Origin of the sequence: Cellulosimicrobium composti, from assembly GCF_010287905.1 — a bacterium.
Lineage (GTDB): Bacteria > Actinomycetota > Actinomycetes > Actinomycetales > Cellulomonadaceae > Cellulosimicrobium > Cellulosimicrobium composti.
On sequence record NZ_JAAFAN010000008.1, the window covers coordinates 1 to 22,080 of the forward strand.

Here is a 22,080-nt window from a genome sequence, read left to right on the forward strand (position 1 = left end):
AACGCGCCGAGCTGCCGCCACCGCCCGCCGGTCGTCGCTCCCCCGGCGCCCGCCCCCTGGGTCCAGCCGGGCGGCTGACGCCCCGGCGGGGAGGCGCGGCGGCCGCGGCCCGGACCCGCCCGGGCCGCGACCGAATTCGCCTTCTCACGGCACCACCACCTCGGTACGGTCGTGCGGTGCTCTGCCTCGGACCGGACGACGACGTCGTCGCGCGCCTCGGGCACGTGCCGCGGCGGATCGCCGTGGCCGGGGTCTCGGGATCGGGCAAGACGACCCTCGCGCGCCGGCTCGGCGCGCGCCTGGGGCTCCCGTACACCGAGCTCGACGCGCTCCACCACGGCCCCGGCTGGACGCCGCGGCCGGACTTCCTCGACGACGTCCGCGCGCTCGTCGCGCAGGACACGTTCGTCACCGAGTGGCAGTACCGGGCGGCGCGACCGCTCGTCCTCGCGCGGGCGGAGGTCCTCGTCTGGCTCGACCTGCCGACGCACGTGACGATGCGCCAGGTCGTCGTGCGGACCGTGCGTCGGTCGGTCCGGCGCGAGGTGCTGTGGAACGGCAACGTCGAGCCGCCTCTGTGGCGCACGTGGTACCGGGCACCGGACGAGAACATCGTCCGGTGGGCCTGGACGACCCGGCACGCGTACCGCGACCTGCCCGCGCAGGTGGCCCACACCGCGCCGCACGTCACCGTGGTCAGGCTCCGGTCGCGCCGCGAGACCGCGCGCTGGCTCGCCGCCCTCCCGGCGGCCGACAGCGCCTGACGGGACGACGCGGCGTCAGACGGCCTCGGCCGCGACCTGCCGCGCGAGCTCCTCGACGATCCGGACGTCGGCGTCGAGCCAGTCCACGTCGAGCCAGGACCCGGCGTCGAGCCAGGTCAGCTCGTCGTGCTCGACGAGCGGCAGCGGCTCCCCGGCCGTGATCCGGGCGAACCACAGCCGCATGACGTGCCGGTCCGTGATGATCCACGTCCCGTGGTCGGGCCCCACGAGCTCGTCCCCGAGCTCGACGGTCACGCCCAGCTCCTCGCGCAGCTCCCGGTGCAGCGCCTGCGTCGGGGTCTCGCCGGGGTCGACCTTGCCCCCGGGGAACTCCCAGCGTCCGGCGAGGTGCGCCGGGCGCGACCTGCGCGCGCTCAGCAGGAACCGCGGAGCGACGAGGTCGTCGACGATCGCCGCGGCCACCACCAGTCTGCGCAGAGTCATACGCGGAGTGTCGCACGGCGACGTGACCCGCGGGTGACGGCGGCAGACCGTGGAACCGGCCGGGACGGCCGGCCCGGCGCGTCAGCGCAGGCCGGCGGCCCGTGCCCAGGCGACGGCCTCGGCACGCGTCGAGACGCCGAGCTTGCGGTACAGACTGCGGACCTGCGACTTGACCGTGTTGCGCGTGACGAAGAGCTTGGTGGCGATCTGCTCGAGCGTGACGTCCTCAGACAGGTTGGACAGGACGACCCGCTCACGACGGGTCAGCGGAGCGATCGGTGCGGCGATCGCGTCCGACGGGGCCGCAGCAGGGCGGACCAGCTCGATGGTGCTCATGTTCTCCTCCAGGTGCTCTCCGGTCACGTCATCCCCACGTGGCGAGTTCCGGTGTGTTGCTACAAGAAGAGACGGACCAAGGTCCCGTTCATGACGCGAGTTTTCACCCGAGGTTCAGGAGCACTTCAGCGGGCGCGTTCCGGCGGCGTGCGGTATGGCATCGTCGCAGGTCAGAGGCGTACACCGCACGAGAACGACCGGCGCCGGACGGCGTCGAGCGGGTGCCCGACACGCCGTCCAGCGCCGGTCGTTGAGTGTGATCTAGGTCACACTTTGACGGTCAGATCAGCTGGCGACGTGCGCCGCGTACTCCTCGGCGGAGAGCAGGTCGCCCGTGTCCGCGACGTCGACCTTGAAGAGCCAGCCGTCCGTGTAGGGGTCGGAGTTGACGACCGCCGGGTCGTCGATCGCGGCCTGGTTCACCTCGACGACCGTCCCCGTGACCGGCGAGAAGAGCTCGGACACCGACTTGGTCGACTCGACCTCGCCGACGACGCTCCCGGCCGTCACCTCCGTGCCGACCTCGGGCAGCTCCAGGTACACGATGTCCCCGAGCGCTTCGGCGGCCGTCGCGGTGATGCCGACGACGGCCGGGCTCGACCCGTCGATCCACTCGTGCTCCGCCGTGTACTGCAGGTGGGCCGGGAACTGGGCCTCGGTCATGGGGTTCTCCTTCGGGTCTTCGGGACGACTGCGCGGGTCAGGACTGCTGGGGACGACGGTAGAACGGGAGGGGCACGACCACCACGGGCTCGGCGCGGCCACGCACGTCGACCGCGAGGCGCGTGCCCTCGGCCGAGAGCTCGGGCGTCACGTACGCGAGCGCGATCGGGTGCCCGAGCGTGGGCGACGGCGCACCCGACGTCACGGTGCCCACGCGGCGCGCGGACTCCCCCACCGCTCCCCCGGGCTCGGCGTCGGGCAGCACGACGGCGTAACCCGCCCGGGCGGGACGGCGCCCCAGGCCCTGAAGGCCGACGAGCACGCGCGCGGGCTCCGACGTGCGTCGCGCCGCGAGCGCGGCGCGGCCGACGAACTCGAGCGGCGAGCCGTCGGCCTCGACCTTGTCGAGCTTCACGACGCGGCCGAGCCCCGCCTCGTACGGCGTCGTCGTCGTGTCGAGCTCGTGCCCGTACAGCGGCATGCCCGCCTCGAGGCGCAGCGAGTCGCGCGCGGACAGGCCCGCCGGGACGAGGCCGAGCGGCGCACCGGCGGCGAGCGTCGTGCGCCACAGGTCGGCGGCACGGTCCGCGGGCACGAACAGCTCGAAGCCGTCCTCCCCCGTGTACCCCGTGCGCGCGACGAGCGCGTCCACCGGGCCGGTGTCCGTCCGCAGCGCGAGCGGCACCGCCGCGTAGTACCTGAGGTCCCGGACCGCCTGCGCGGCCGCAGGGTCCGCCGGGTCCGTCAGACCCGCGACGATCTCCTCCGCCCGCGGGCCCTGCACCGCGACGAGCGCCGTCTCGGCGCCCTGGTCCGTCACCGTCGCGTCGAAGCCCTCCGCGCGCGCGACGAGCTCGCGCGCCACGAGGTCCGCGTTGCCCGCGTTCGCGACCACGAGGAACCGCTCCTGCGCGAGCCGGTACACGACGAGGTCGTCGAGGACCGCACCGTCCTCCTGGCAGATCATCGTGTAGCGCGCCCGGCCCGGCGCGACCGCCGAGAGGTTCCCGACGAGCGCGTGGTCCAGCGCCGCCGCCGCCTGCGGCCCCGCGACCTCGATCTCCCCCATGTGGGACAGGTCGAACAGCCCCGCGGCCTCGCGCACCGCGCGGTGCTCCGCGAGGTCCGACGTGTACCGCAGCGGCATGAGCCAGCCGCCGAACGTCGTGAGGTTCGCGCCGAGCGCGACGTGCTCGTCGTGCAGCGGGCTGCGGCGCCCGGCGTCGTCGCCGGCCGCGGCGCCGGTCTGCTGGTCGGTCATGCGAGGTCTCCTGTCACGTAGGACTCCAGGGGCGGGCACGAGCACACGAGGTTGCGGTCCCCGCGCGCTCCGTCGATGCGGCGCACCGGCGGCCAGTACTTGCCCGAGCGCAGGCTCGCGACCGGGTAGGCCGCGAGCTCGCGCGAGTACGGCTTGTCCCAGGTCTCCGCGACGAGCGCCGCCGCGGTGTGCGGCGCGCCGCGCAGCGGCGACTCCTCGACCGACCAGCGCCCCGAGGCGACCGCGTCGATCTCGCCGCGGATCGCGACGAGCGCGTCGACGAACCGGTCGAGCTCCGCGAGGTCCTCGCTCTCGGTCGGCTCCACCATGAGCGTGCCCGCGACGGGGAAGGACAGCGTCGGCGCGTGGAACCCGTAGTCCATGAGGCGCTTCGCCACGTCCTCGGCCGTCACGCCCGTCTCCGCGGTGATGCCCCGCAGGTCGAGGATGCACTCGTGCGCGACGAGCCCGTTCGGCCCCGTGTACAGGACCGGGTAGTGGTCGGCCAGGCGGCTCGCGACGTAGTTCGCCGTGAGGACCGCCGTCTTCGTCGCCTCCGTCAGCCCGTCCGGGCCCATGAGCGCGACGTACGCGTACGAGATGGGCAGGATCCCGGCCGACCCGTACCGCGTCGCCGACACGGGGGTGCCGCCGGTGGGGGTGGTCCCGGCCCCCGCGCCGGCCGCGTGCGCCGCTGCGCCCAGGGGGTCGCCCGGGAGGAACGGCACGAGGTGCTCGGCGACGGCGACGGGGCCGACGCCGGGCCCTCCCCCGCCGTGCGGGATGCAGAAGGTCTTGTGCAGGTTGAGGTGCGAGACGTCGCCCCCGAACTCGCCCGGCCGCGCGAGGCCGACGAGCGCGTTGAGGTTCGCCCCGTCGATGTACACCTGACCACCAGCCTCATGTACGAGGTCGCACACCTCGCGCACGTACTCCTCGTAGACACCGTGCGTCGACGGGTACGTGATCATGATCGCCGCGACGCGCGCGCCGTGGTCGGCGAGCTTCGCGCGCAGGTCGTCGAGGTCCACCTCGCCGCTCTCGGCCGTCTTCACGACGTCGACCCTGAGCCCGGCGAGCGCCGCCGACGCGGCGTTCGTGCCGTGCGCCGACGCCGGGATGAGGCACACGTCGCGCTCCGTGTCCCCGCGCGACACGTGGTAGTCGCGGATCGCCAGGAGGCCCGCGAACTCGCCCTGCGAGCCCGCGTTCGGCTGGACCGAGACTCCCGCGTACCCGGTGATCTCCGCCAGCGCCGACTCCAGCCCGCCGATGAGCTCCTCGTAGCCCCGGGCCTGGTCAGCGGGCACGAACGGGTGGACGTCCGCGAACTGCGGCCACGAGATGGCCTCCATCTCCGCCGTCGCGTTGAGCTTCATCGTGCACGAGCCCAGCGGGATCATCGTGCGGTCCAGGGCGAGGTCCTTGTCCGCGAGGCGGCGCAGGTAGCGCAGCATCGAGGTCTCGGAGCGGTGCAGGTGGAAGATCGGGTGCTGGAGGTAGCCGGTCTCGCGTCGGAGCTCGGCCGGCAGGGCGTCCACGGCTCCTGCCGCGGTGGCCGGCCCGTCGGCGGCGACGCCGAACGCGCTCAGCACGTCGGCGACGGTAGCGGGGGTCGTGGTCTCGTCGCAGGCGATCTGTACATGGTCCAAGTCCGGGTTGTACAGGTTGATGCCGGCGTCGGCGGCGGCCGCGACGATCGCGGCGGCGCGGCCCGGGACGACCGCGCGCACGGTGTCGAAGAAGGTGTCGTGCTCGACGGTGACGCCGCCGGCGCGGAGCGCCCACGCGAGCGTGCTCGCGTGGGCGTGGGTGCGCTCGGCGATCGCGCGCAGGCCGTCCGGGCCGTGGTACACCGCGTACATCGACGCGACGATCGCGAGGAGCGCCTGCGCGGTGCAGATGTTGCTCGTCGCCTTCTCGCGGCGGATGTGCTGCTCGCGCGTCTGGAGGGCGAGGCGGTAGGCGACGTCGCCGTCCGCGTCGACCGAGACGCCCACGAGGCGGCCCGGGAGCGACCGCTCGAGGCCCTTGCGGACCGCCATGAACGCGGCGTGCGGACCGCCGTAGAACAGGGGGACGCCGAACCGCTGGGCGGAGCCCACGGACACGTCCGCGCCGAGCTCGCCGGGGGAGACGAGCAGGGTCAGCGCGAGCAGGTCGCTCGCGACCGTGACCAGCGCGCCCGCGTCCTTCGCCTCCGCGACGACCGGACGCCAGTCCACGACGCGCCCCGACGCCCCGGACTGCTGGACGACGACGCCCACGAGCTGCGCGTCGTCGTCCAACCCGGCGGGGAAGGCCCCAGCGGCGCGGGCCGCCGCGAGCCCCGCGTCCAGGCCGCCCGACAGGTCGGCCACCACCACGGGCAGGCCGACGGCGTGCGCGCGACCGAGCGTCACCGCGAGCGTCTGGGGGAAGAGGTCGGCGTCGAGGGCCACGTAGCCGCTCTTCGCGCGCGACGCCCGCCACATGAGGGCGACGGCCTCGGCCACCGCGGTCGCCTCGTCGAGGAGCGACGCGTTCGCGACGTCCAGGCCCGTGAGGTCCTCGACGACCTGCTGGAAGTTGAGGAGCGCCTCCAGACGACCCTGCGAGATCTCCGGCTGGTACGGCGTGTACGCGGTGTACCAGGCGGGGGACTCGAGGACGTTGCGGCGGATCACCGGGGGAGTGACCGTGCCGTAGTAGCCGAGCCCGATCATCTGCGTCTTGACGACGTTCTTGCCGGCCAGCGCGCGCAGGTGCTCCAGCACCTCGGCCTCGGTGCGCGCCGCGGGCAGGTCGAGCGGACGCTCGGAGCGGATCGACGCCGGGACGGCCGCGTCGACGAGCGCGTCGAGCGAGGCGTAGCCGAGCTGGTCGAGCATCGCCCCGACCTCCCGCCCGCGAGGGCCGAGGTGGCGCGGCGCGAACGCGCCGAACGCGGCGTTGTGCCGTGAGCTGGGGTCGAAGGACTGCTGGGTCACGAGGGACTCCCGGTGGAGGGGACGACGGCGGGTCCCTCCCCGCTCTGTCATCGGACGCACGCGTCGACCTGAGAGTTTTGCCGGTCCGCCGTGCCACGAGGGCCGGGGCGCGCCGACTTGCACCGTCGGTGGGTCGTCCGCCCGGCGCCCGCGAGAGCACCGGCCGCACGACCGCTTTCCAGAGTTGCCTCACCCCGACGGTACGTGAGCCTGAGAGATTCCCGGGGAGGAGTTGCTCCTTCGGCGCCGGCGCCCGGTCGTGAGGACCGTGGTGCCGAGCTCTCCCGTCGTGGTTCGGGCGGCACGGCGGCCCCGTCGCCGACGACGGCGCGCAGGACCACCGGTGAAGCGTGAAGTTGTGAGGCTCATCGTACCGGTCGCCGACCTGAGCCAGCACCGCGTGGTCGTGGTCCTGCGGGTCGCGGAGCCTCGCCGTACATTCGGACGATGGGAGAGCGTCGCACGGTCGTCGTCACCGGTGCAGCAGGCCCGGCGGGGCGAGCCCTGGGGGCCCAGCTCGCCCGGCGGCCCGACGTGCGCGCCGTCGGCGTGGACCTCACGCCCCGAGCCGTCCCCGGCTTCGAGCGCGTCGACCCCGTCCCCGCCGCGGGCGAACCCGCCTACGATCGTGCGACCCTCGAGCTCGTCCGGCGGCACGAGGCCGACCTCCTCGTCCCGTCGGTCTCCGAGGAGCTGGCGCACCTCGCCGTGCTCGCCGAGGCTGCCGGCCTGACGGGCACGGTCGTCGTGGCCGGACCTGGCCCGACGGCGACCGCCGCCGACAAGCTCCTGACGATGCTCGCTCTCGACCGACAGGGTGTCGAGGTGCCCCGTCACGCCGCCGCGGACGCCCTGGGCTCCGCCGCCCAGGCTCTGGACTGGGCGGCGGGCCCGGTGGTCGTCAAGCCGCGGGTCGCGCGCGGAGGGCGGGGCGTCCACGTCGTGGAGGACGCGCGCGACCCGGTGTGGGCGACGCTCGACGCCTCGTGGATCGTCCAGTCGTTCGCGCCGGGACCGGAGTACTGCCCCCAGGTGTACCAGTCCCCGACGACCGGCGAGACACAGGTCGTCGTCCTCGAGAAGACCGGCCGCAAGCAGGGTCGGGTCGGCAACGCGACGACCGTCACGCGCCTCCCGGAGGGCGACGCCGCCGACGTCGCCGACGTCGCGCGCGCCGCGACCGAGGCACTCGGGCTCGTCGGGCCGCTCGACATGGACGTTCGTCGGCTGGGGGACGGGACGCCGGTCGTCCTGGAGGTGAACGCGCGCTTCGGCGCGGTGTCCGCGTCCGCGCCCGAGCTGCTCGACGCGGTGCTCGGCGAGTGGCCGGCCTGAGGGATGCCGACCGTCGTCACCGGTGTCGCCACCGCACTGGTGCTCGTCCTCGGCGCGACGCTCCTGGTCGTCGGGCTCGTCCGCCTCGTCCTCGTCCCGTTCGCGCTCGTCTTCGAGGCACGCCGCCGTCGCGAGGTGCCGGGCCCCGCCGGTCTGGGTCCCACGTGGCGCGAGCCCCCGCTCGTGTCCGTCGTGGTGCCCGCGTTCGACGAGGCCGTCGTCATCGACAACTGCATCCGCTCGTTGCTGCGGAGCGACTACCCCCGCTTCGAGGTCGTGTGCGTCGACGACGGGTCCCGCGACGACACGTACGACAGGATGCGGCGGCTGGCCGAGGCGCACGAACGCGTGCGCGCCGTGCGGCAGGAGAACGCGGGCAAGGGCGCCGCCCTCAACAGGGGCATCGCGCTCGCGCGCGGAGAGGTCGTGCTCCTCGTCGACGCCGACGGCGTCTTCCGCCCCGACACGATCACCCGGTTGCTGCGCGGGTTCCGCGGCCCGACCGTCGGCGCCGTCTGCGGGAACGACCGACCCGTCAACCTCGACCACGTGCTGACCCGGTTCCTCGCCCTCGTCAGCCATGTCGGCACCGGGCTCATGCGGCGTGCGCTCGACGTGGTCGACTGCCTCCCGGTCGTGTCGGGGAACGTGGGTGCCTTCCGCCGAGAGGTGCTCGAGCGCACGGGCCCCCTGCGGACCGACACCCTGGGGGAGGACCTCGAGCTGACGTGGCGCGTGCACGGGGCGGGCTACCGCGTGACCTTCGCACCCGACGCCCTCGTCCACGCCGAGTCGCCGTCGACCGTGCGCGGGCTGTGGCGACAGCGCGTGCGGTGGGCACGCGGCCTGCTCCAGGTGTCGGCGCTGCACCGGCGGATGATCGGCAACCTCCGGTACGGGCGCTTCGGGGCGTACCTCCTCTACAACACCGTCGCGCAGGTGTCGGGCCCCTTCCTCCAGATCCTCGCCCTGCTCGCGCTCTGCGTCCTGGTCGTGGTCGAGGGCACAGGCTGGCTGCCCCCGTCGTGGTGGGAGTGGATCCTGTTCCTGGGGATCCCGCTGTCCTTGGCGCTCCTGCTGCTCGCGGTCCTCCTCGACCGCGCACCACGGGACCTCCGGTACCTGTGGACGGTGCCGCTCTGGCCGATCTACTCCTCGCTGATGACACTGGTCATGATGGAGGCGACGCGCCTCGAGGCGTCCGACGCGGAGGGACGATGGGACAAGCTGGAGAGGACCGGCACCGTGTCGGTCCCCGGGCTGCGCGCCGACGACGACCCTGGCTCGTGCTGATCGCGGTCCCGGTGGTCGCGGTGCTCGTGCTCGCGGTGGTCCTGGCGCGCCCGTGGGAGGCGTCCGTCCCGCCGATGCGAGCCGCGGTCCCGCCCGAGGACCTGCGTTCGGTCAGCGTCGACTTCGGCATCGTCGCCGACCCGGACACGGACTGGTCGTCGATCGACCAGCACCTCGACCGAGCCGGCGTGAACGCCGTCGAGCTCAACGCCGGCCGGGTGGAGTACACCGCGTTCGACTGGGACGACCACCCGGACGCTGCGGCCGAGCCGGGCACGGACCACCTCGCGGTGGCTGCACGCGCCCTGGGGCAGGGTCCTGACGGAGCGCGCCGGGACGTCGGCCTCATCGTCGACGCGTACGTCCCGCGCTGGCTCGAGCAGGACCCGTCGCTCGCGGGCAGGTCGCCGGACGGCCAGCCGGCGGAGTACCAGGCCTCGGCGAGCGCTCTCGCGAAGGGACCCGTGGGTGACAGGCTCGTCGACTACGTCGTCGAGCTGGGGCGGCGGTACGAGCCCGCGCAGATCTCCGTGACCGAGCTCTTCCTCGACCGTTACACCTTCGGGGACGACGACCTGGCGCTCTACCGCGAGATGACCGGAGCGCAGGACTGGCCTCGCGACGAGTCGGGAGCGGTCGAGGAGGACGCGCCGGCGCTCGGGAGCTGGAGGTCCGACGTGCTCGCCGGGCTCCTGACGCGCATGCGGACGGGGCTCGACGAGGTCCAGCGAGGCGACACGGCACGGGTCGCGCTCTCCATGGAGGTCCGCGTCGACTGGGACGACCTCGCCCGCGGCGTCCCGAGCAGCGGACACGACTACGAGGTGCTGCTGACGGCCGTCGACCGGCTGACCGTCTGGGCGTACTTCCAGCCCAGCGGGCGGGACGTCAGCAGCGTCGAGGCGTTGACCGCGGCGCTCGCGGGAGCCGGGTTCGACATGTCACGCATCACGGTGTCGGTCGGCCTGTGGGCGGGGAGCTCCGCGAGCACCGCGCGCATCTCGCCGGAGGTCATGGCGCGAGCCGCCACGCTCGCGGCCACGAACGGGGTGCGGGCGGTCAACGTGACCCCGCTGTCCTTCATGACGGACGAGCACTGGAGCGCGCTGGCCTCGGTCTGGCACCCGGACGCGGGCGAGGACGAGACGCCGTAGCGCCTCCTACGGCGCATCCGGTCCCGGCGGAAGGTCCGGCAGGAGCACGTCCACCTGGGTCCCGCGGCCCGGCTCGCTGGCGATGGTCAGGCTGCCGCCGTGCTCGTCGACGACGGTCTGCACGAGGGACAGGCCGAGACCCACGCCGCGCACGCGGCGGCGGACCGTGTCCCGCGTCCGGTAGAAGCGCTCGGTGAGGTGCGCGAGCTCGTCCGCCGGGATGCCCGTCCCGTGGTCGACGACCCGGACGCGGGCGCGGCGGGTGGGTCCGTCGTCGTGCTCGCGCGTGACGCTCACGCGCACCTGGCTACCGGGCGGGCTGTGCTTCACGGCGTTGGTGAGCAGGTTCTCCACGACCTGCCCCAGCCGGCGCGCGTCGGACCGCAGGGGGACCTCGGGGTCGCCGTCCGCGACGATCTCGACCTCCGCCTGGTCCGCGACGGGCCGGTCGGCCACGACGACGTCACGGACCACGCGGACCACGTCCAGCTCCGTGGGCAGGAGGGAGAAGGCTCCGGAGACCACCTGTGCGCTGGTGAGCAGGTCCTCGACCAGCGTCTGGAGCTGGTGGGCGTTGCGCCCGACGACCTGGAGGTAGCGCTGCTGCTCGTCGTCCAGGGCCTCGGGACGCATGCCGAGCAGCTCGACGTACCCGAGGATCGACGCCAGCGGCGTCCGCAGCTCGTGGCTGACCAGGCCGATGAACGCGTCCTGCTCCTGCTCCGACTCGTAGCGCCGCGTGATGTCCGTCGCGACGAACAGGTAGCCCGCCGGGAGCTCGGGCGCGGCACCCGCGAGCGCCGGCCTCCGGGTCACGACCACCTCGAGCCGACGACGTGCGCCGTCGGGCAGCGTGTAGTCGCGCTCGTGCACCTCGGTACCGCCGTGCACGGCGGCACCGACGGTCGTCGCGAGAACCGGTGGTGCGGCGCCGTCCGGGGCCCCGCCCCCGCTCGTCGCGGCCGGTTCCGCGCCGAGGAGGCCGACGACGTCCCGCCCGACGAGCGTGCTCGCACCCAGGCCGAGGATGCGCTCGGCGCCCGTGTTGGCGGACACCACCCGTCCCGCGACGTCGGTGGCGAGGAAGGCCTGCTCGGTCGCAGCGGCGAGGATCCCGGCCAGGGTGTCACGCGAGTCGCGGAGCCGCTCTGCCGTCGCGACCAGGTCGTCCCGGGCGTGCGCCAGCTGGACGGCCTGGCCCCGCGCGAGCGTCACGATGCCGTGGATGCCGAGCGCGAGCGTCGCGAGGATGAGGAACGTGACGACGGCGTGCAGGACCGGCTGCACCCGGCCGATGTCCGCGACGACCGGCACGAGGAGGACCACGGCGGCGCCCGCGAGCCCGATGGTGGGGCCGACCGATCCGAGCCGGAGCGCCAGGCTCGCGAGGGGGAGGACGAGCAGGATGTCGAGGGTCGCCGCCGGCAACCCGGCCCCGGCGTCGAGCAGGGCGATCGCGAGCATCTGGGCGAGCGAGCACGCGAAGCGCCACGAGACGGGCCACGTCTCCCAGCGACCGAGCGCCGCGACCACGAGCACCCCGGCCGAGAGCACGACCGCCGCGACCAGCAGCGCCGGGCGGGCCGGCTCCACCATCCACCACAGCGCCACGGCGGCGATCACCACGGAGAGCGTGATCGGCAGCTGGCGCAGCGCGACGGCGTCCTCGTCCGCCCAGCCGAGCCGCAGGACCGGGTACCTCTCGCCGAGCTCCGTGGGCGGCGCGCTCACCGTCCGCCGCCCACCCCATGACCCGAGTCGGCCCCCTGCCCGTCGACCGCCGGTGCGGCGTGGACCGCGTCAGGGTGCGCGAGCGTCTCGCTGGCGCGGACGGTCTCGAGCGGCTCTGCGTCGCGGGCCGGGCTGAACCTCGACCAGTACCGCGCGGTGGCCCGCACCACGTCCGGCTGCATGTACTCGCGGTGCGACTGGGACGCGAACGCGGCCAGCATCTCCAGCTTCGTGTCGACGAACCCGTCGACGTCGACGAAGCGGTTGGGTGCGAACTCGACCGTCGAGGAGGGGATCTGGAAGCACCACAGCCCCGGGACCGCTCGCGCGGCGATCTGGACCGCCTCGTGCACGGCCCGGTGGTCCTGGTGGCGGTCGTGGATGCCGTGGGTGTAGATCCGGGTCGGGCTGACGTCACGGACGACGTCCTCGATCGCGGTGATCATCCCGGCCGCGGGGTCGAGCCTCGTGTCCGGGAAGTCGAGGTGCACGAGGCGCGCACCGACGACGGCGGCCGCCGCGGCCGCCTCGGAGCGCCGAGCCGAGGTCTCGCCGCCGACCGCGCCGCCGGAGAGGACGAGGGTCACGATCTGGTCGCCCGCGGCGGCGTGCGCGGCGAGCGTGGCCCCCACCCCGATCTCGACGTCGTCCGGGTGCGCTCCGACGGCCAGGACGCGTTGCCGGGTCGCGGAGCGCAGGGCCCGGGCCTGCTGCGCGAGCCGGGTCGCACGCGAGACGAGCTCCTCCGTGACCACGGGCTTCACGAGGAAGTCGTCCGCGGACTCGCGCAGCGCGCTGATCGCGTGGTCGACGGTGGGGTAGGCGGTGACGATCATGACGCGCATCGCCGGGTCGATCGCCCGGGCCTCGGGCAGGAGGTCGAGCCCGGAACGGCCCGGCAGCTGGATGTCGCTGACGAGCACGTCGTAGCGCTGCCGCCGTAGCGCCTCGACGGCCTCGTCGACCGAATCGACGGAGTCCGCCGACATCTTGCCGTAGCGCTCGAGCGCGATCCGCAGGAACTCCGCCGTGTCGCGGTCGTCCTCGAGGATGAGCACGCGGTACTGGTCTTCGGACACGCTTCCCCCTCTGCCGTGGCGGCCTTCCGTCGACGCTACGCGTCAATCGGCGGCGTCGCTCGCCACGGTCCCGGCCGAGCGCGGGGGCCGTCAGCGGCGCGCGGGAGGGTCTGACGGCTCCACGACGACGCAGCGCACCGTCGCGAGGCGCCGGACGGCGCGCTCAAGGGCCCGCGTGCGGCGCGGCGTCGCACGGAACGTCACGACGATCCGGCCGGCCCGGCCGTCGCCGTCCACGGGTCCGGTCGCCAGCGAGTCGAAGCTCACGCCGCGCGTCGAGAACACGCCCGTGAGCGCGGTGAGCGTGCCCGGCTGGTCGAGCCCGTGCACGGTCGCGACCCACGACGTCTCCGCGCCCCGGACCCCGCCCGACGCCGCCCGGTCGCGCGGGTCCGTCCGGTCGGCCCGGTCCGTCCCGTCGCCCGCGTCGTCCCCGTCCCCCGAGCCGCCCTGCGGACCGTCGAGTCGTGCCGACGGCACAGGCACGGCGCTCCGCGCCGACCCGGACGCGGCGACGGTCGCAGCGATGCCGTCCGCCGCCTGCGCGAGGCGGCGCGCCTCGTCGTCGGGCAGCTCGTCGAGGAGGACCCGCGTCCAGCCGCCGGGGCCGAGCACGACGGGGACGCCGAGCACGCCGCGGTGCGGGTCGCCGTCAGGACCCGAGCGCGTCCCGTCGAGCCGTCCGTCGAGCTCGCCGTCGAGGGCCACCTGCCCGGCGACGACGATCTCGCGCCCGTCGAGGATGACCTCGAGCAGGTCGACGGTCGCGCTGGCCGTCCCGGCAGGCGTCTTGGCGCCCGACTGGTGCGTCATCCAGGGCCGCGTGACGAGCCGTAGGTCCGCAGGCCACGTGTCGATGAGGTCGAACGCGGCACCCATGTCCGCCGCGGCGACGCGTGCGAGCTCGTCCTTCGCGGCCGCGATCTCGGCGGGCAGCGCGTCGAGCGTGCGACCCCTCCGCAGCGCCGCGACGGCGCGGGCCCGCTCGTCGGCGTCCAGACCGCTCACGCGGACCGTCGACCACAGCGGCACGGCGTCCTCGCCGTGCTGACCCCCGACGAACCCGCCGACGCGGTGCCGCCGCACGCCCAGCTCGACCGCGAGCTCGCGCCGGAACCGCAACGTGTCGAGCCACGCGCCCATCCCGAGCACACGGTGCCGCCCGAGACGCTCCGCCATGACGGCGACGCCGAGCTCCACGGGGTTGGTCACCACGACGACCACCTCGTGCCCCGACCCGTGGCGCGCGATGGCGTCGGCGTACTCCGCGAGCACGGCGCCGTTCGTGGCGGCGAGGACCCGGCGGTCGGGGTCGGCTCCCGTCCGGGCCGGGGGCGTGAGGCCCGCGGCGACGACGATCACGTCGGCCGTGACGTCCTCGGGGGAGTGCGCGACGTCGAGCAGGGGCGCGTGCTCGTCGTACGCGTCGACGAGGTCGGCGCGCAGCCCGTGCACGGCCCGTCCGGACGCCCCGCCCGCGCGTCCCACGAGCTGGAGCCGCGCCGTCGGCGGGAGCACCCGTCGCTCGACGATCTGCGTGCACACCTGCCGGCCGACGTCTCCCGTCGCCCCCACCACCGCTACGTCCACCCCGGCAGGCTACGTCCGGACCGACGAGCCCGGGAGATCTTCCTGTGCTCGGGCGAGGGCGCGCGCAAGAACCGCAACCTCGGCGTCAGGCGAAGGCGATGTCCGCCGCGGCGGCGACCATCTCGTCGAGGACCGCGGAGACGACCGGACGGGGCTCGTGGCGGGTCGCGCGGTGGCGCGCGACGAGGCGACGTGATCCGAGGCCGGGCAGTCCGACGACCGTGACGCCGGCGGGCACGTCGTCGGACGCGCCGCCCTCGACCGCGAGCGCCGGGAGCATCGCGACCCCGAGGCCCGCCGCGACGAGCGAGAGCGCGACGTCGAAGTCGTAGTAGTTGTGCCGCGTGCGCAGCGACCCGCCGAGGCCGCGCGCGAGCCGGCGCAGGGCGCGCGCCGCGGCGGTGCCGGGCTCGGGTCCCAGCCAGACGGCGTCGCGCACGTCGTCGAGCCGGGCGGGCGTCGGCATGCTCGCGGGGACGACGAGGCGCCACGGCTCGTCGAGCAGCACGATCTCGCGCGTGCCGCGGGGGGCGGGGGAGTCGGCCTCGTAGTCGCGCTCGAGGAGCACGACGTCGAGCTCGCCCGCGCGCAGGAGGCGCAGGGCCTCGGTGGGCTCGCGCTCCTGCACGTCGAGCTCGATCCCGGGCGCGGTCTCGGCGAGCCTGCCCGCGACGGGCGCGACGACGGCGCGGATCGCCGTCTGGAACGACCCCACCGCGACGCGCCCGCTCACCTCGTCGCCGAGGGCCGCGAGCGCCTTGCGCGCCTCGACGAGCTCGGCCTCGATGCGCTCGGCCGTCTCCGCGAGGACGCGGCCCGCGGGCGTGAGGGTCACGCCGCGCGGTCCGCGGTCGAGCACGGCCACGCCCTCCTCGGCCTCCAGCCTCTGGATCTGCTGGGAGACCGCGGACGGGGTGACGTGCAGAAGGTCCGCTGCCGCGAGAATGCCCCCGCCGCGGTGCACGGCAAGGAGGAAACCAAGCCTGCGTGGGTCCGTCGCCATGTAGGGATATTAAACGACCGGTGCAGAATCCTTCGATTGTGCTGAACCTCGAAAGGCCTCACACTTGTCGAGGCGCCGGTCGGTTCACCTCCTCCTCCTGACGGGTCGGCGCCCGAGCTTCGCACCACCCGCGCCACCAGCCATCGGCCCGGAGCGCACAGCCACCGCAGCGTCGCGGTACCCCCCTCCACCCCTTCTTCGTCACCGGAGTACCGCTGTGCCCGTCACCCTCGACGCGATCGTCATGTTCCTCGGATGGATCGGCGCCGCCGCCGGCGTCGTCGCCTACGCCATGGTCAGCCGCGGCCGCTGGGCCGCGTCGTCCGCGCCGTTCCAGCTCACCAACCTCACCGCCGCCGGCCTCATGGGCATGGTCGCCGCCGCGAACGGCGTCTGGCCGTCGGTGGCCGCCAACCTCGTGTGGATCGTCATCGGCACCCAGGCGATCGTCGTGCTCGTGCGGGCGCGGGCGCGCCGCCGCACCGCGGCCGAGGCGGTCGCGGCCGTGACGCCGACGGTCGCCGCGGTGGCGCCCGCGGTCGCGGTGGGCACGGTCACCGCGCCGGCACCCGCCCCCGAGGCCGTCCTGGCCGACGCCGACACGTCGCCGCGCGAGGTCGGGCTCGCCGCCTGACGCCGGGACGCCCCCGGGGTGAGGTCTGTGGGCGTCGCCGTCAGACGCCGGCGGGCGTGATGAGGCCGATCAGCAGGCCCATGACGACAAGGGTCACCAGCTCGTGCACCACGTTGAGCACGGTGAGGCCGGCGGGCCGGCCCTCGAACGCGTCGTGCGTGACGAAGCGGGCCGCGGTGAACCCCGCCCACAGCACGAGGGCCGTCAGGAGCGCGTTGCTCAGGTAGCCGCCGCCGTAGAACGACCAGGACAGGTACGTCGCGCCGGCGAGCACCCACGCGGTGACGAAGCTGACCACGAGCGTGAGCACGATCGGGCGGACGGCGTCGCGCGCCTCGCCGGACGGGTCGACATTCGCGACGCGCATCCAGTACGTCCCGAACACCTTCGGGGTGTGCCAGACCGAGCCCACGACCATGCTCGACACGGTGGCCGCGAGCACCGCCCAGTAGTTGATCTCCGGAACCATCGGACCGCTCCTTCGCGTCGACGCCGTTGCTCGGAGCGTAGCGCTCAGGCGCCCCGGAGGGTCGGAGGGTCGACGACGACGTCCACGACGACCGCGCGGTGGTCCGACAGGCCCGTGTCGACGGCGGTCGCCGGGCCGAGCGCACGCACCCGCGCACCGCCCGGCCGTGCGTCGGCCAGGACGTGGTCGATCTGCCGCACGGGCCGGTCGGACGGGTGCGTGAGCACGTCGGCGAGGGACGCGAAGCCGGTGATCTCCGCGGGCTCGGGCGCGCGCAGGTTGAGGTCGCCCAGCAGCACGAGCGGCCGGGGGAGCCCCGCGCACGACCGCACGAAGGACCGGAGCTGTTCGGCGGTGAACTCGGGGCGCGACGTCGTATGGGTCGTCACGACCGTGAGGGGCCCCCAGGGCGTGGTCACGGCCGCGGCGAGCGCCGCGCGCGGCTCGTCGGGCACCACGCGGAACGGGACGAGGCGCGCCGCGCCCGTCGCCGCACCCGGCGCGCGCCGCCGCACGCGCGACCGCCACGGCATGCGGTCGAGCTCGAGCCGCGACCAGCGCGTGACGGGGAACCTGCTGACGATCCCGATCCCGTAGGACGCGACGCCACGCACGCGGCGCACGCCGGAGCCCGGCCGGGCCGCGCGGACCCACGCGCCCCCGACGCCGTGCAGCGTGGGGGACAGGTGCCGGTGCTCGGCGCGCAGCGCCTCCGCCGCGACGGCGACGAGGTCGGCGCGACCCGAGCGTGGCGAGTCGCGCTCGACCTCCTGGAGCGCGAGCACGTCCGCGTCGAGGTGCGCGACGGCGCGCGCGAACCGCTCGACGTCGACCGTCCCGTCGAGCGCGGCGCCGTGCAGCGTGTTGAACGTCGCGAGGCGCAGCGCGCCCTCGGGCCGTGGCGGGGAGGGGGAGGGGGAGGCGGCGGTGTCGGTCGGCACCGCACGATCCTCGCGCGGCCCGCCCGGCGTCGCGACCAGGGACGCCGTCCGTGGGGCCGACCGGTGCCGGCGCGACCGGAGCCGGCGCGACCGCCACCCGAGCGCGAGGCGTCAGGCGTGCGGCGTCAGAGCGTGCGGCGCCAGGCGACGATCCGCTCGACCGCCTCCGCGACGGTCGCGGGCGCGGCCGCGAACGACAGGCGCACCCAGTCGCCGCCGTGCACCCCGTCGAAGTCCGTGCCCGGGGTGAGCGCGACGCCCGCCTCGGCGAGCAGCCGCTCGCACCACGTGACCGAGTCGAGGCCGTCCGCGGAGACGTCGGCGTAGACGTAGAACGCGCCGTCGGCGGGGGCCACGCGCGACCACCCGAGGTCGTCGAGGCGGGACAGCACGAGCTCGCGCGACGCGGCGTACCGCGCCACGTTCTCGGCGGCCGCGGCGTACCCCTCGGGCGAGAACGCCGCGACGCCCGCGTGCTGCGCGAGCGCGGGCGGCGAGAGCGCGACGTTCCCGGCGAGCGCGTCGACGGGGCCGACGAGCTCGTCGGGCAGCACGAGCCACCCCAGGCGCCAGCCCGTCATGGCCCAGTACTTGGAGAACGAGTTCACGACGACGGCCCCGTCGCCGACGTGCCGCGCCGCCGTCGGCAGGGGCGCGGGCGCGCCGTCCGCCGGGTCGCCGTAGACGATGCCGTGATAGATCTCGTCGCTGACGAGACGCACGTCGTGGTCCGCGCACCACGTCGCGACGGCGTCGAGCTCGGCCGGGAGGATCATCGTCCCCGTGGGGTTGGCGGGGCTCGCGACGACGAGCCCGTCGAGGCCGCCGTCGTAGTACGCCTCCATGAGCTGGGAGACCGTGGGCTGGTACCGGGTCTCGGGCCCGCAGTCGAGCTCGACGACCTCGCAGCCCAGCGCGCGCAGGATGTTCTTGTACGCCGGGTAGCCGGGGCGGGCGAGCGCGACGCGGTCGCCCACGTCGAACGCGGCGAGGAACGCGAGCACGAACCCGCCCGACGACCCCGTCGTCACGGCGACGCGCGCGGGGTCGAGCTCGACGCCGTACCAGCGGTCGTAGTGCTCGGCGATCGCGCGGCGCAGGGCCGGGACGCCGAGGGACTCGGTGTAGCCGAGGTCGCCGTGCTCGAGGAGCTCGATCGCGCGGCGCCGCACGACGTCGGACGCGCCGGTGGACGGCTCGCCCGCGCACAGGTTGAGCACGGACGCGCCCGCGTCGCGCAGGCGGTTCGCCTCCGCGAGGACCTCCATCACCGCGAACGGCGGCACGTGCGAGCGGCGCGAGACCTTCATCGACCCAGACATGGGGCCATCATGCCGGGTCGGGCACGGGCCGGGTCATCCGTTCGAGGGACGTCCACCTCGCACGCGGCGCAGCGTCGGTCGTCCGGCCGACGCGCGGGTCGCGCGACCCGGGTTGCGATGGGGTCATGACCGACGACGTGTGGGACGAGGGGGCCGACCGGAGCGCGGGGGACGGCCGCGCGGGCGACGGCCGGGCGGACGGCGCCGCGTTCCGGCCCGTGCGGGGCTGGGACGTGCTGTGGCGCAGCGCGTTCGTGCTGCACCACGGCGGGCACGAGTACGTCGTGGGCGTCGACTTCCTCGACTGGGACGAGCGCATCCGCCTCTACCGCGACCGCCGCCTCGTCGACGAGCAGCGGTCCCGGGCCCGCTTCGACCTCGGCGGCGCTGTCCTGGAGGCGCGCATGAGCCTCTACGGGATGCGCTACGTGCGCGTCGTCGACGCCGTGGGCGACGTCCGGGACGTCCCGCCGATGCGCGGGACGGCCGAGGCGTGGCGCGACCGCATGGACCGCGAGCACCCGACGGCCAGCCGCGTCGTCGGCGTCGCCGCGTGGGTCGTGCTCGCGGTCGCGCTCGTCACGCAGGTGCCGCAGCTCCTCGACCTCGTCTCCGGGCTCACGGGCTGGTCGCCGCCGTTCGTGCCCGACCTCCCCGCGCCCGTCAACACCGTGCTGTCCGTCGCGGGCGGCCTGGCCGCCCTCGACCGCGCACTGCGCCGGCGCTACCACCCGCTCCTCGACGGCTGACGGCCGACCGCTCGATCCGCCGCGTCCCGTCTGCCTAGGGTGGACGGACCGGCGACGAAGGAGGCACTCGTGTTCCGACGACGTTCGCGCACCCCGGACGTGGACCCCGTCCGCCGTGCCGCGCAGTACCGGGTCGACCGCGAGATCGCGCGCGAGGAGGCGGAGCGCCAGGACGCCGAGCGCGGCGACGGGCCCGACGCGAGCCGGGCGGACCTGCCGGGCGTCGGGGACGAGGCCCGCGCGGACGGGCGCCGGTCGGACGAGCGCGAGCCGGACGAGGGCGAGCCGGACGAGGGCGACGCGCTGCGGGGCCCGCGCCGTGTACGACAGGAGGACCGCGCGATGTACGTCGACACGGTGATCGACCAGGCCATCCGGCGCGGCGAGTTCGACGACCTCCCGCTCGCGGGCAAGCCCATCCCCGGCCTGACGGGCACGCACGACCCGGACTGGTGGCTCAAGTCCGTCATCGAGCGCGAACGGCTCACCGGCCTCGGCCCTCCCGCGATGCTGCTCAAGCAGGAGGACCGCGAGCTCGACGACCGCCTCGACCGGGAGCTCGACGAGCAGGCCGTGCGCGAGATCCTCGCCGACTTCAACGCACGCGTCGTCGACGCCCGGCGCCAGCTCCTCGGCGGGCCGCCCGTCGTCACCCCGACGCGCGACGTCGAGCGCGAGGTCGCACGCTGGCGGGCGCGCCGCGCCGCCCGTTGACACCCGCCCGGGACGCACCCGCGCCCGCACCGTGCGCGGCGCCGCCCGCGCGCACGCGGCGCCGCGCGCCTATCGTCGCGGCATGGCCGCGTGGGAGCCCGACGTGCTCGGGGACGACTACGAGCAGCTGACGCTGCCCCTCGCGCCCGACGCCGAGGGCGACGTCGTCGCGACGCTCGTGCGCCGCCGTCGGGCCGGCGACGACCCGTACCTCGACGTGCTCTACGTCCACGGCTGGTCCGACTACTTCTTCCAGACCGACCTGGCGGACTTCTGGGAGGCGCACGGCGCGCGGTTCCACGCGCTCGACCTGCGCAAGTACGGTCGCAGCCTGCGCCCCGGGCAGACGCCGGGCTACGTCACGGACCTGTCCACGTACGACGAGGACATCGAGGCCGCGCTCGCCGCGATGGGGCACGACGGCGCCGAGGGCTCCGGACGCGCGCTCGTGCTCATGGGGCACTCCACGGGCGGGCTCACGCTGAGCCTGTGGCTCGCGCGGCACCCGGGACGGGCCGCGGCGCTCGTGCTCAACAGCCCCTGGCTGGAGTTCCAGACGCGCGAGGTCGGGCGGCTCCTGCTCGAACCCGTCATCGGGGCCCGCGCCCGCCTCACGCCGACCCGCCGGCTGCCGAGCGTCGACCTCGGCTTCTACACGCGCTCCGTGAGCAAGGACTTCGGCGGCGAGTGGACCTACGACCTCGCGTGGCGACCGCAGCACGGCTTCCCGACGACGCCCGCGTGGCTCGCCGCGATCTTCCGCGGGCAGCAGACCGTGGCCCTCGGCCTGTCGCTCGGCGCCCCCGTGCTCGTGCTGCTCTCCGCGCGGAGCACGCTCCTGCCCCGGTGGTCGCCCGAGATGCTGCGCACGGACACGGCGATCGACGTCGACGGCGTCGCGCGACGGTGCGTCCAGCTCGGCGACCTCGTCACCCTCGCGCGCCTCGACGGCGCGCTCCACGACGTGCTGCTCTCCGCACGGCCCGTCCGCGCGCTCGCGTACGGGCGGATCGCGCAGTGGGCCGCGGCGTACCTGCCCCGCCCCGCACCCGCCGTCGAGCCGGACCCGCGGGCGCGCCGCTGAGCCGGCTCAGCCGCCGAGCTCGGCGCGCACGACGTCGACGATCCCGTCGGCCGCGGCCTCGACCTCCGCGAGGCACTCCTCGAAGTCCTGCCGGCCCCCGTACCAGGGGTCGGCGATGTCGAGCACGTGCTCGGACCCGCCTGCCTCGACGCGCGGCGCCGCCGGGTCGAACGACCGGTACATCCGCACGGGCGCCTCCGGGTCGAGGCGCCGCAGGGCGCGCGCGTGCTGGGCCGTCATCGCGAGCACGAGGTCGCGCGCGGCGAGGTCGCGCGCCGTGACCTGGCGAGCGCGGTGCGTCCCGTCGACGACGTACCCGTGCTCCGCGAGCACGGCGCCCGCCCGGCGGTCGATCGGGTTGCCGCGCTCCTCGTCGCTCACGCCGGTCGAGTCCACGACGACGCGGTCGCCGAGGCCCGCCGCCTCGAAGCGGTCGCGCAGCACGATCTCGGCCATGGGGGAGCGGCAGATGTTGCCGGTGCAGACGGTCATGACGCGGTAGGGGCCCGGGCGGGTCTCGGCACTGGTCATGGGCCCATTCTCGC

Annotated in this window: 21 protein-coding genes and 1 riboswitch; of the genes, 8 read left to right on the forward strand and 13 right to left on the reverse strand. The window is 74.9% G+C overall.

The window, feature by feature from the left end:
• Positions 1 to 176: 176 nt before the first annotated feature.
• Positions 177 to 764, forward strand: coding sequence for a P-loop NTPase family protein (locus GYH36_RS03610; RefSeq protein ID WP_312028490.1), 588 nt, complete (start codon positions 177 to 179; stop codon positions 762 to 764).
• 15 nt (positions 765 to 779) lie between these two features.
• On the opposite strand, the gene GYH36_RS03615 is transcribed toward GYH36_RS03610, so the two are convergent.
• The 5 genes from GYH36_RS03615 to gcvP form a co-directional block, all read right to left on the reverse strand.
• A complete protein-coding gene (locus GYH36_RS03615) occupies positions 780 to 1,208 on the reverse strand; it encodes a (deoxy)nucleoside triphosphate pyrophosphohydrolase (RefSeq protein WP_155098434.1) in 429 nt (142 codons plus the stop codon).
• An 81-nt stretch (positions 1,209 to 1,289) separates the two neighbouring features.
• On the reverse strand, positions 1,290 to 1,544 hold the full coding sequence (locus GYH36_RS03620) for a helix-turn-helix domain-containing protein (protein ID WP_024842355.1): 255 nt from the start codon (positions 1,542 to 1,544) through the stop codon (positions 1,290 to 1,292).
• Between the two features lie 285 nt (positions 1,545 to 1,829).
• Complete coding sequence (gene gcvH, locus GYH36_RS03625; protein ID WP_024842354.1) at positions 1,830 to 2,207, reverse strand: glycine cleavage system protein GcvH; 378 nt, start codon at positions 2,205 to 2,207, stop codon at positions 1,830 to 1,832.
• Between the two features lie 37 nt (positions 2,208 to 2,244).
• Entirely contained in the window at positions 2,245 to 3,468 is a 1,224-nt protein-coding gene (gene gcvT, locus GYH36_RS03630) for a glycine cleavage system aminomethyltransferase GcvT (RefSeq protein WP_155098435.1), read from the reverse strand.
• Positions 3,465 to 6,437, reverse strand: coding sequence for an aminomethyl-transferring glycine dehydrogenase (gcvP, locus tag GYH36_RS03635; protein WP_312028491.1), 2,973 nt, complete (start codon positions 6,435 to 6,437; stop codon positions 3,465 to 3,467). The genes gcvT and gcvP overlap by 4 nt, the downstream gene beginning before the upstream one ends.
• 188 nt (positions 6,438 to 6,625) lie before the next feature.
• Positions 6,626 to 6,734, reverse strand: a riboswitch (glycine riboswitch).
• A 150-nt stretch (positions 6,735 to 6,884) separates the two neighbouring features.
• Here gcvP and GYH36_RS03640 point away from each other — a divergent pair.
• The 3 genes from GYH36_RS03640 to GYH36_RS03650 are packed head-to-tail and all read left to right on the forward strand — an operon-like array spanning position 6,885 to position 10,219.
• Entirely contained in the window at positions 6,885 to 7,772 is an 888-nt protein-coding gene (locus GYH36_RS03640) for an ATP-grasp domain-containing protein (protein WP_162289137.1), read from the forward strand.
• 3 nt (positions 7,773 to 7,775) lie between these two features.
• Positions 7,776 to 9,065: a glycosyltransferase family 2 protein gene (locus GYH36_RS03645; RefSeq protein ID WP_162289138.1), complete on the forward strand. Its 1,290-nt coding sequence runs from the start codon at positions 7,776 to 7,778 to the stop codon at positions 9,063 to 9,065.
• Entirely contained in the window at positions 9,059 to 10,219 is a 1,161-nt protein-coding gene (locus tag GYH36_RS03650; RefSeq protein ID WP_312028492.1) for a hypothetical protein, read from the forward strand. Before GYH36_RS03645 ends, GYH36_RS03650 begins: the two co-directional genes overlap by 7 nt.
• 6 nt (positions 10,220 to 10,225) lie before the next feature.
• Here GYH36_RS03650 and GYH36_RS03655 read toward each other — a convergent pair whose 3' ends face one another.
• From GYH36_RS03655 to GYH36_RS03670, 4 genes are all read right to left on the reverse strand, one after another.
• Complete coding sequence (locus tag GYH36_RS03655; protein ID WP_162289139.1) at positions 10,226 to 11,950, reverse strand: sensor histidine kinase; 1,725 nt, start codon at positions 11,948 to 11,950, stop codon at positions 10,226 to 10,228.
• Positions 11,947 to 13,029 (reverse strand): PIG-L family deacetylase, encoded by a 1,083-nt coding sequence (locus tag GYH36_RS20230; protein ID WP_162289140.1) that lies wholly within the window; start codon positions 13,027 to 13,029, stop codon positions 11,947 to 11,949. The genes GYH36_RS03655 and GYH36_RS20230 overlap by 4 nt, the downstream gene beginning before the upstream one ends.
• 90 nt (positions 13,030 to 13,119) lie before the next feature.
• Positions 13,120 to 14,619, reverse strand: a complete 1,500-nt coding sequence (locus GYH36_RS03665; protein ID WP_162289141.1) for a lactate/malate family dehydrogenase — start codon at positions 14,617 to 14,619, stop codon at positions 13,120 to 13,122.
• An 85-nt stretch (positions 14,620 to 14,704) separates the two neighbouring features.
• Positions 14,705 to 15,622, reverse strand: coding sequence for a LysR family transcriptional regulator (locus GYH36_RS03670; RefSeq protein ID WP_162289142.1), 918 nt, complete (start codon positions 15,620 to 15,622; stop codon positions 14,705 to 14,707).
• Between the two features lie 217 nt (positions 15,623 to 15,839).
• Here GYH36_RS03670 and GYH36_RS03675 point away from each other — a divergent pair, with 217 nt between their 5' ends.
• Positions 15,840 to 16,256 (forward strand): CBU_0592 family membrane protein, encoded by a 417-nt coding sequence (locus GYH36_RS03675; protein WP_024842348.1) that lies wholly within the window; start codon positions 15,840 to 15,842, stop codon positions 16,254 to 16,256.
• Positions 16,257 to 16,296: 40 nt separating this feature from the next.
• Here GYH36_RS03675 and GYH36_RS03680 read toward each other — a convergent pair whose 3' ends face one another.
• From GYH36_RS03680 to GYH36_RS03690, 3 genes are all read right to left on the reverse strand, one after another.
• Positions 16,297 to 16,725 carry a DUF1761 domain-containing protein gene (locus GYH36_RS03680; RefSeq protein WP_162289143.1) on the reverse strand — a complete coding sequence of 143 codons (429 nt, stop codon included), beginning with the start codon at positions 16,723 to 16,725 and terminating at the stop codon, positions 16,297 to 16,299.
• Between the two features lie 44 nt (positions 16,726 to 16,769).
• A complete protein-coding gene (locus GYH36_RS03685; protein ID WP_312028493.1) occupies positions 16,770 to 17,666 on the reverse strand; it encodes an endonuclease/exonuclease/phosphatase family protein in 897 nt (298 codons plus the stop codon).
• A gap of 125 nt (positions 17,667 to 17,791) precedes the next feature.
• Positions 17,792 to 18,976 carry a pyridoxal phosphate-dependent aminotransferase gene (locus GYH36_RS03690; RefSeq protein ID WP_115941563.1) on the reverse strand — a complete coding sequence of 395 codons (1,185 nt, stop codon included), beginning with the start codon at positions 18,974 to 18,976 and terminating at the stop codon, positions 17,792 to 17,794.
• Positions 18,977 to 19,113: 137 nt separating this feature from the next.
• Between GYH36_RS03690 and GYH36_RS03695 the strand changes: the two genes are divergently transcribed.
• From GYH36_RS03695 to GYH36_RS03705, 3 genes are all read left to right on the forward strand, one after another.
• Entirely contained in the window at positions 19,114 to 19,737 is a 624-nt protein-coding gene (locus GYH36_RS03695; RefSeq protein WP_155098438.1) for a hypothetical protein, read from the forward strand.
• A 69-nt stretch (positions 19,738 to 19,806) separates the two neighbouring features.
• A complete protein-coding gene (locus tag GYH36_RS03700) occupies positions 19,807 to 20,451 on the forward strand; it encodes a DnaJ family domain-containing protein (RefSeq protein ID WP_312028494.1) in 645 nt (214 codons plus the stop codon).
• 82 nt (positions 20,452 to 20,533) lie between these two features.
• Positions 20,534 to 21,535, forward strand: a complete 1,002-nt coding sequence (locus tag GYH36_RS03705) for an alpha/beta hydrolase (protein ID WP_162289144.1) — start codon at positions 20,534 to 20,536, stop codon at positions 21,533 to 21,535.
• Between the two features lie 6 nt (positions 21,536 to 21,541).
• Here GYH36_RS03705 and GYH36_RS03710 read toward each other — a convergent pair whose 3' ends face one another.
• Positions 21,542 to 22,066 (reverse strand): low molecular weight protein-tyrosine-phosphatase, encoded by a 525-nt coding sequence (locus tag GYH36_RS03710; protein ID WP_225873097.1) that lies wholly within the window; start codon positions 22,064 to 22,066, stop codon positions 21,542 to 21,544.
• Between the last annotated feature and the right edge of the window lie 14 nt (positions 22,067 to 22,080).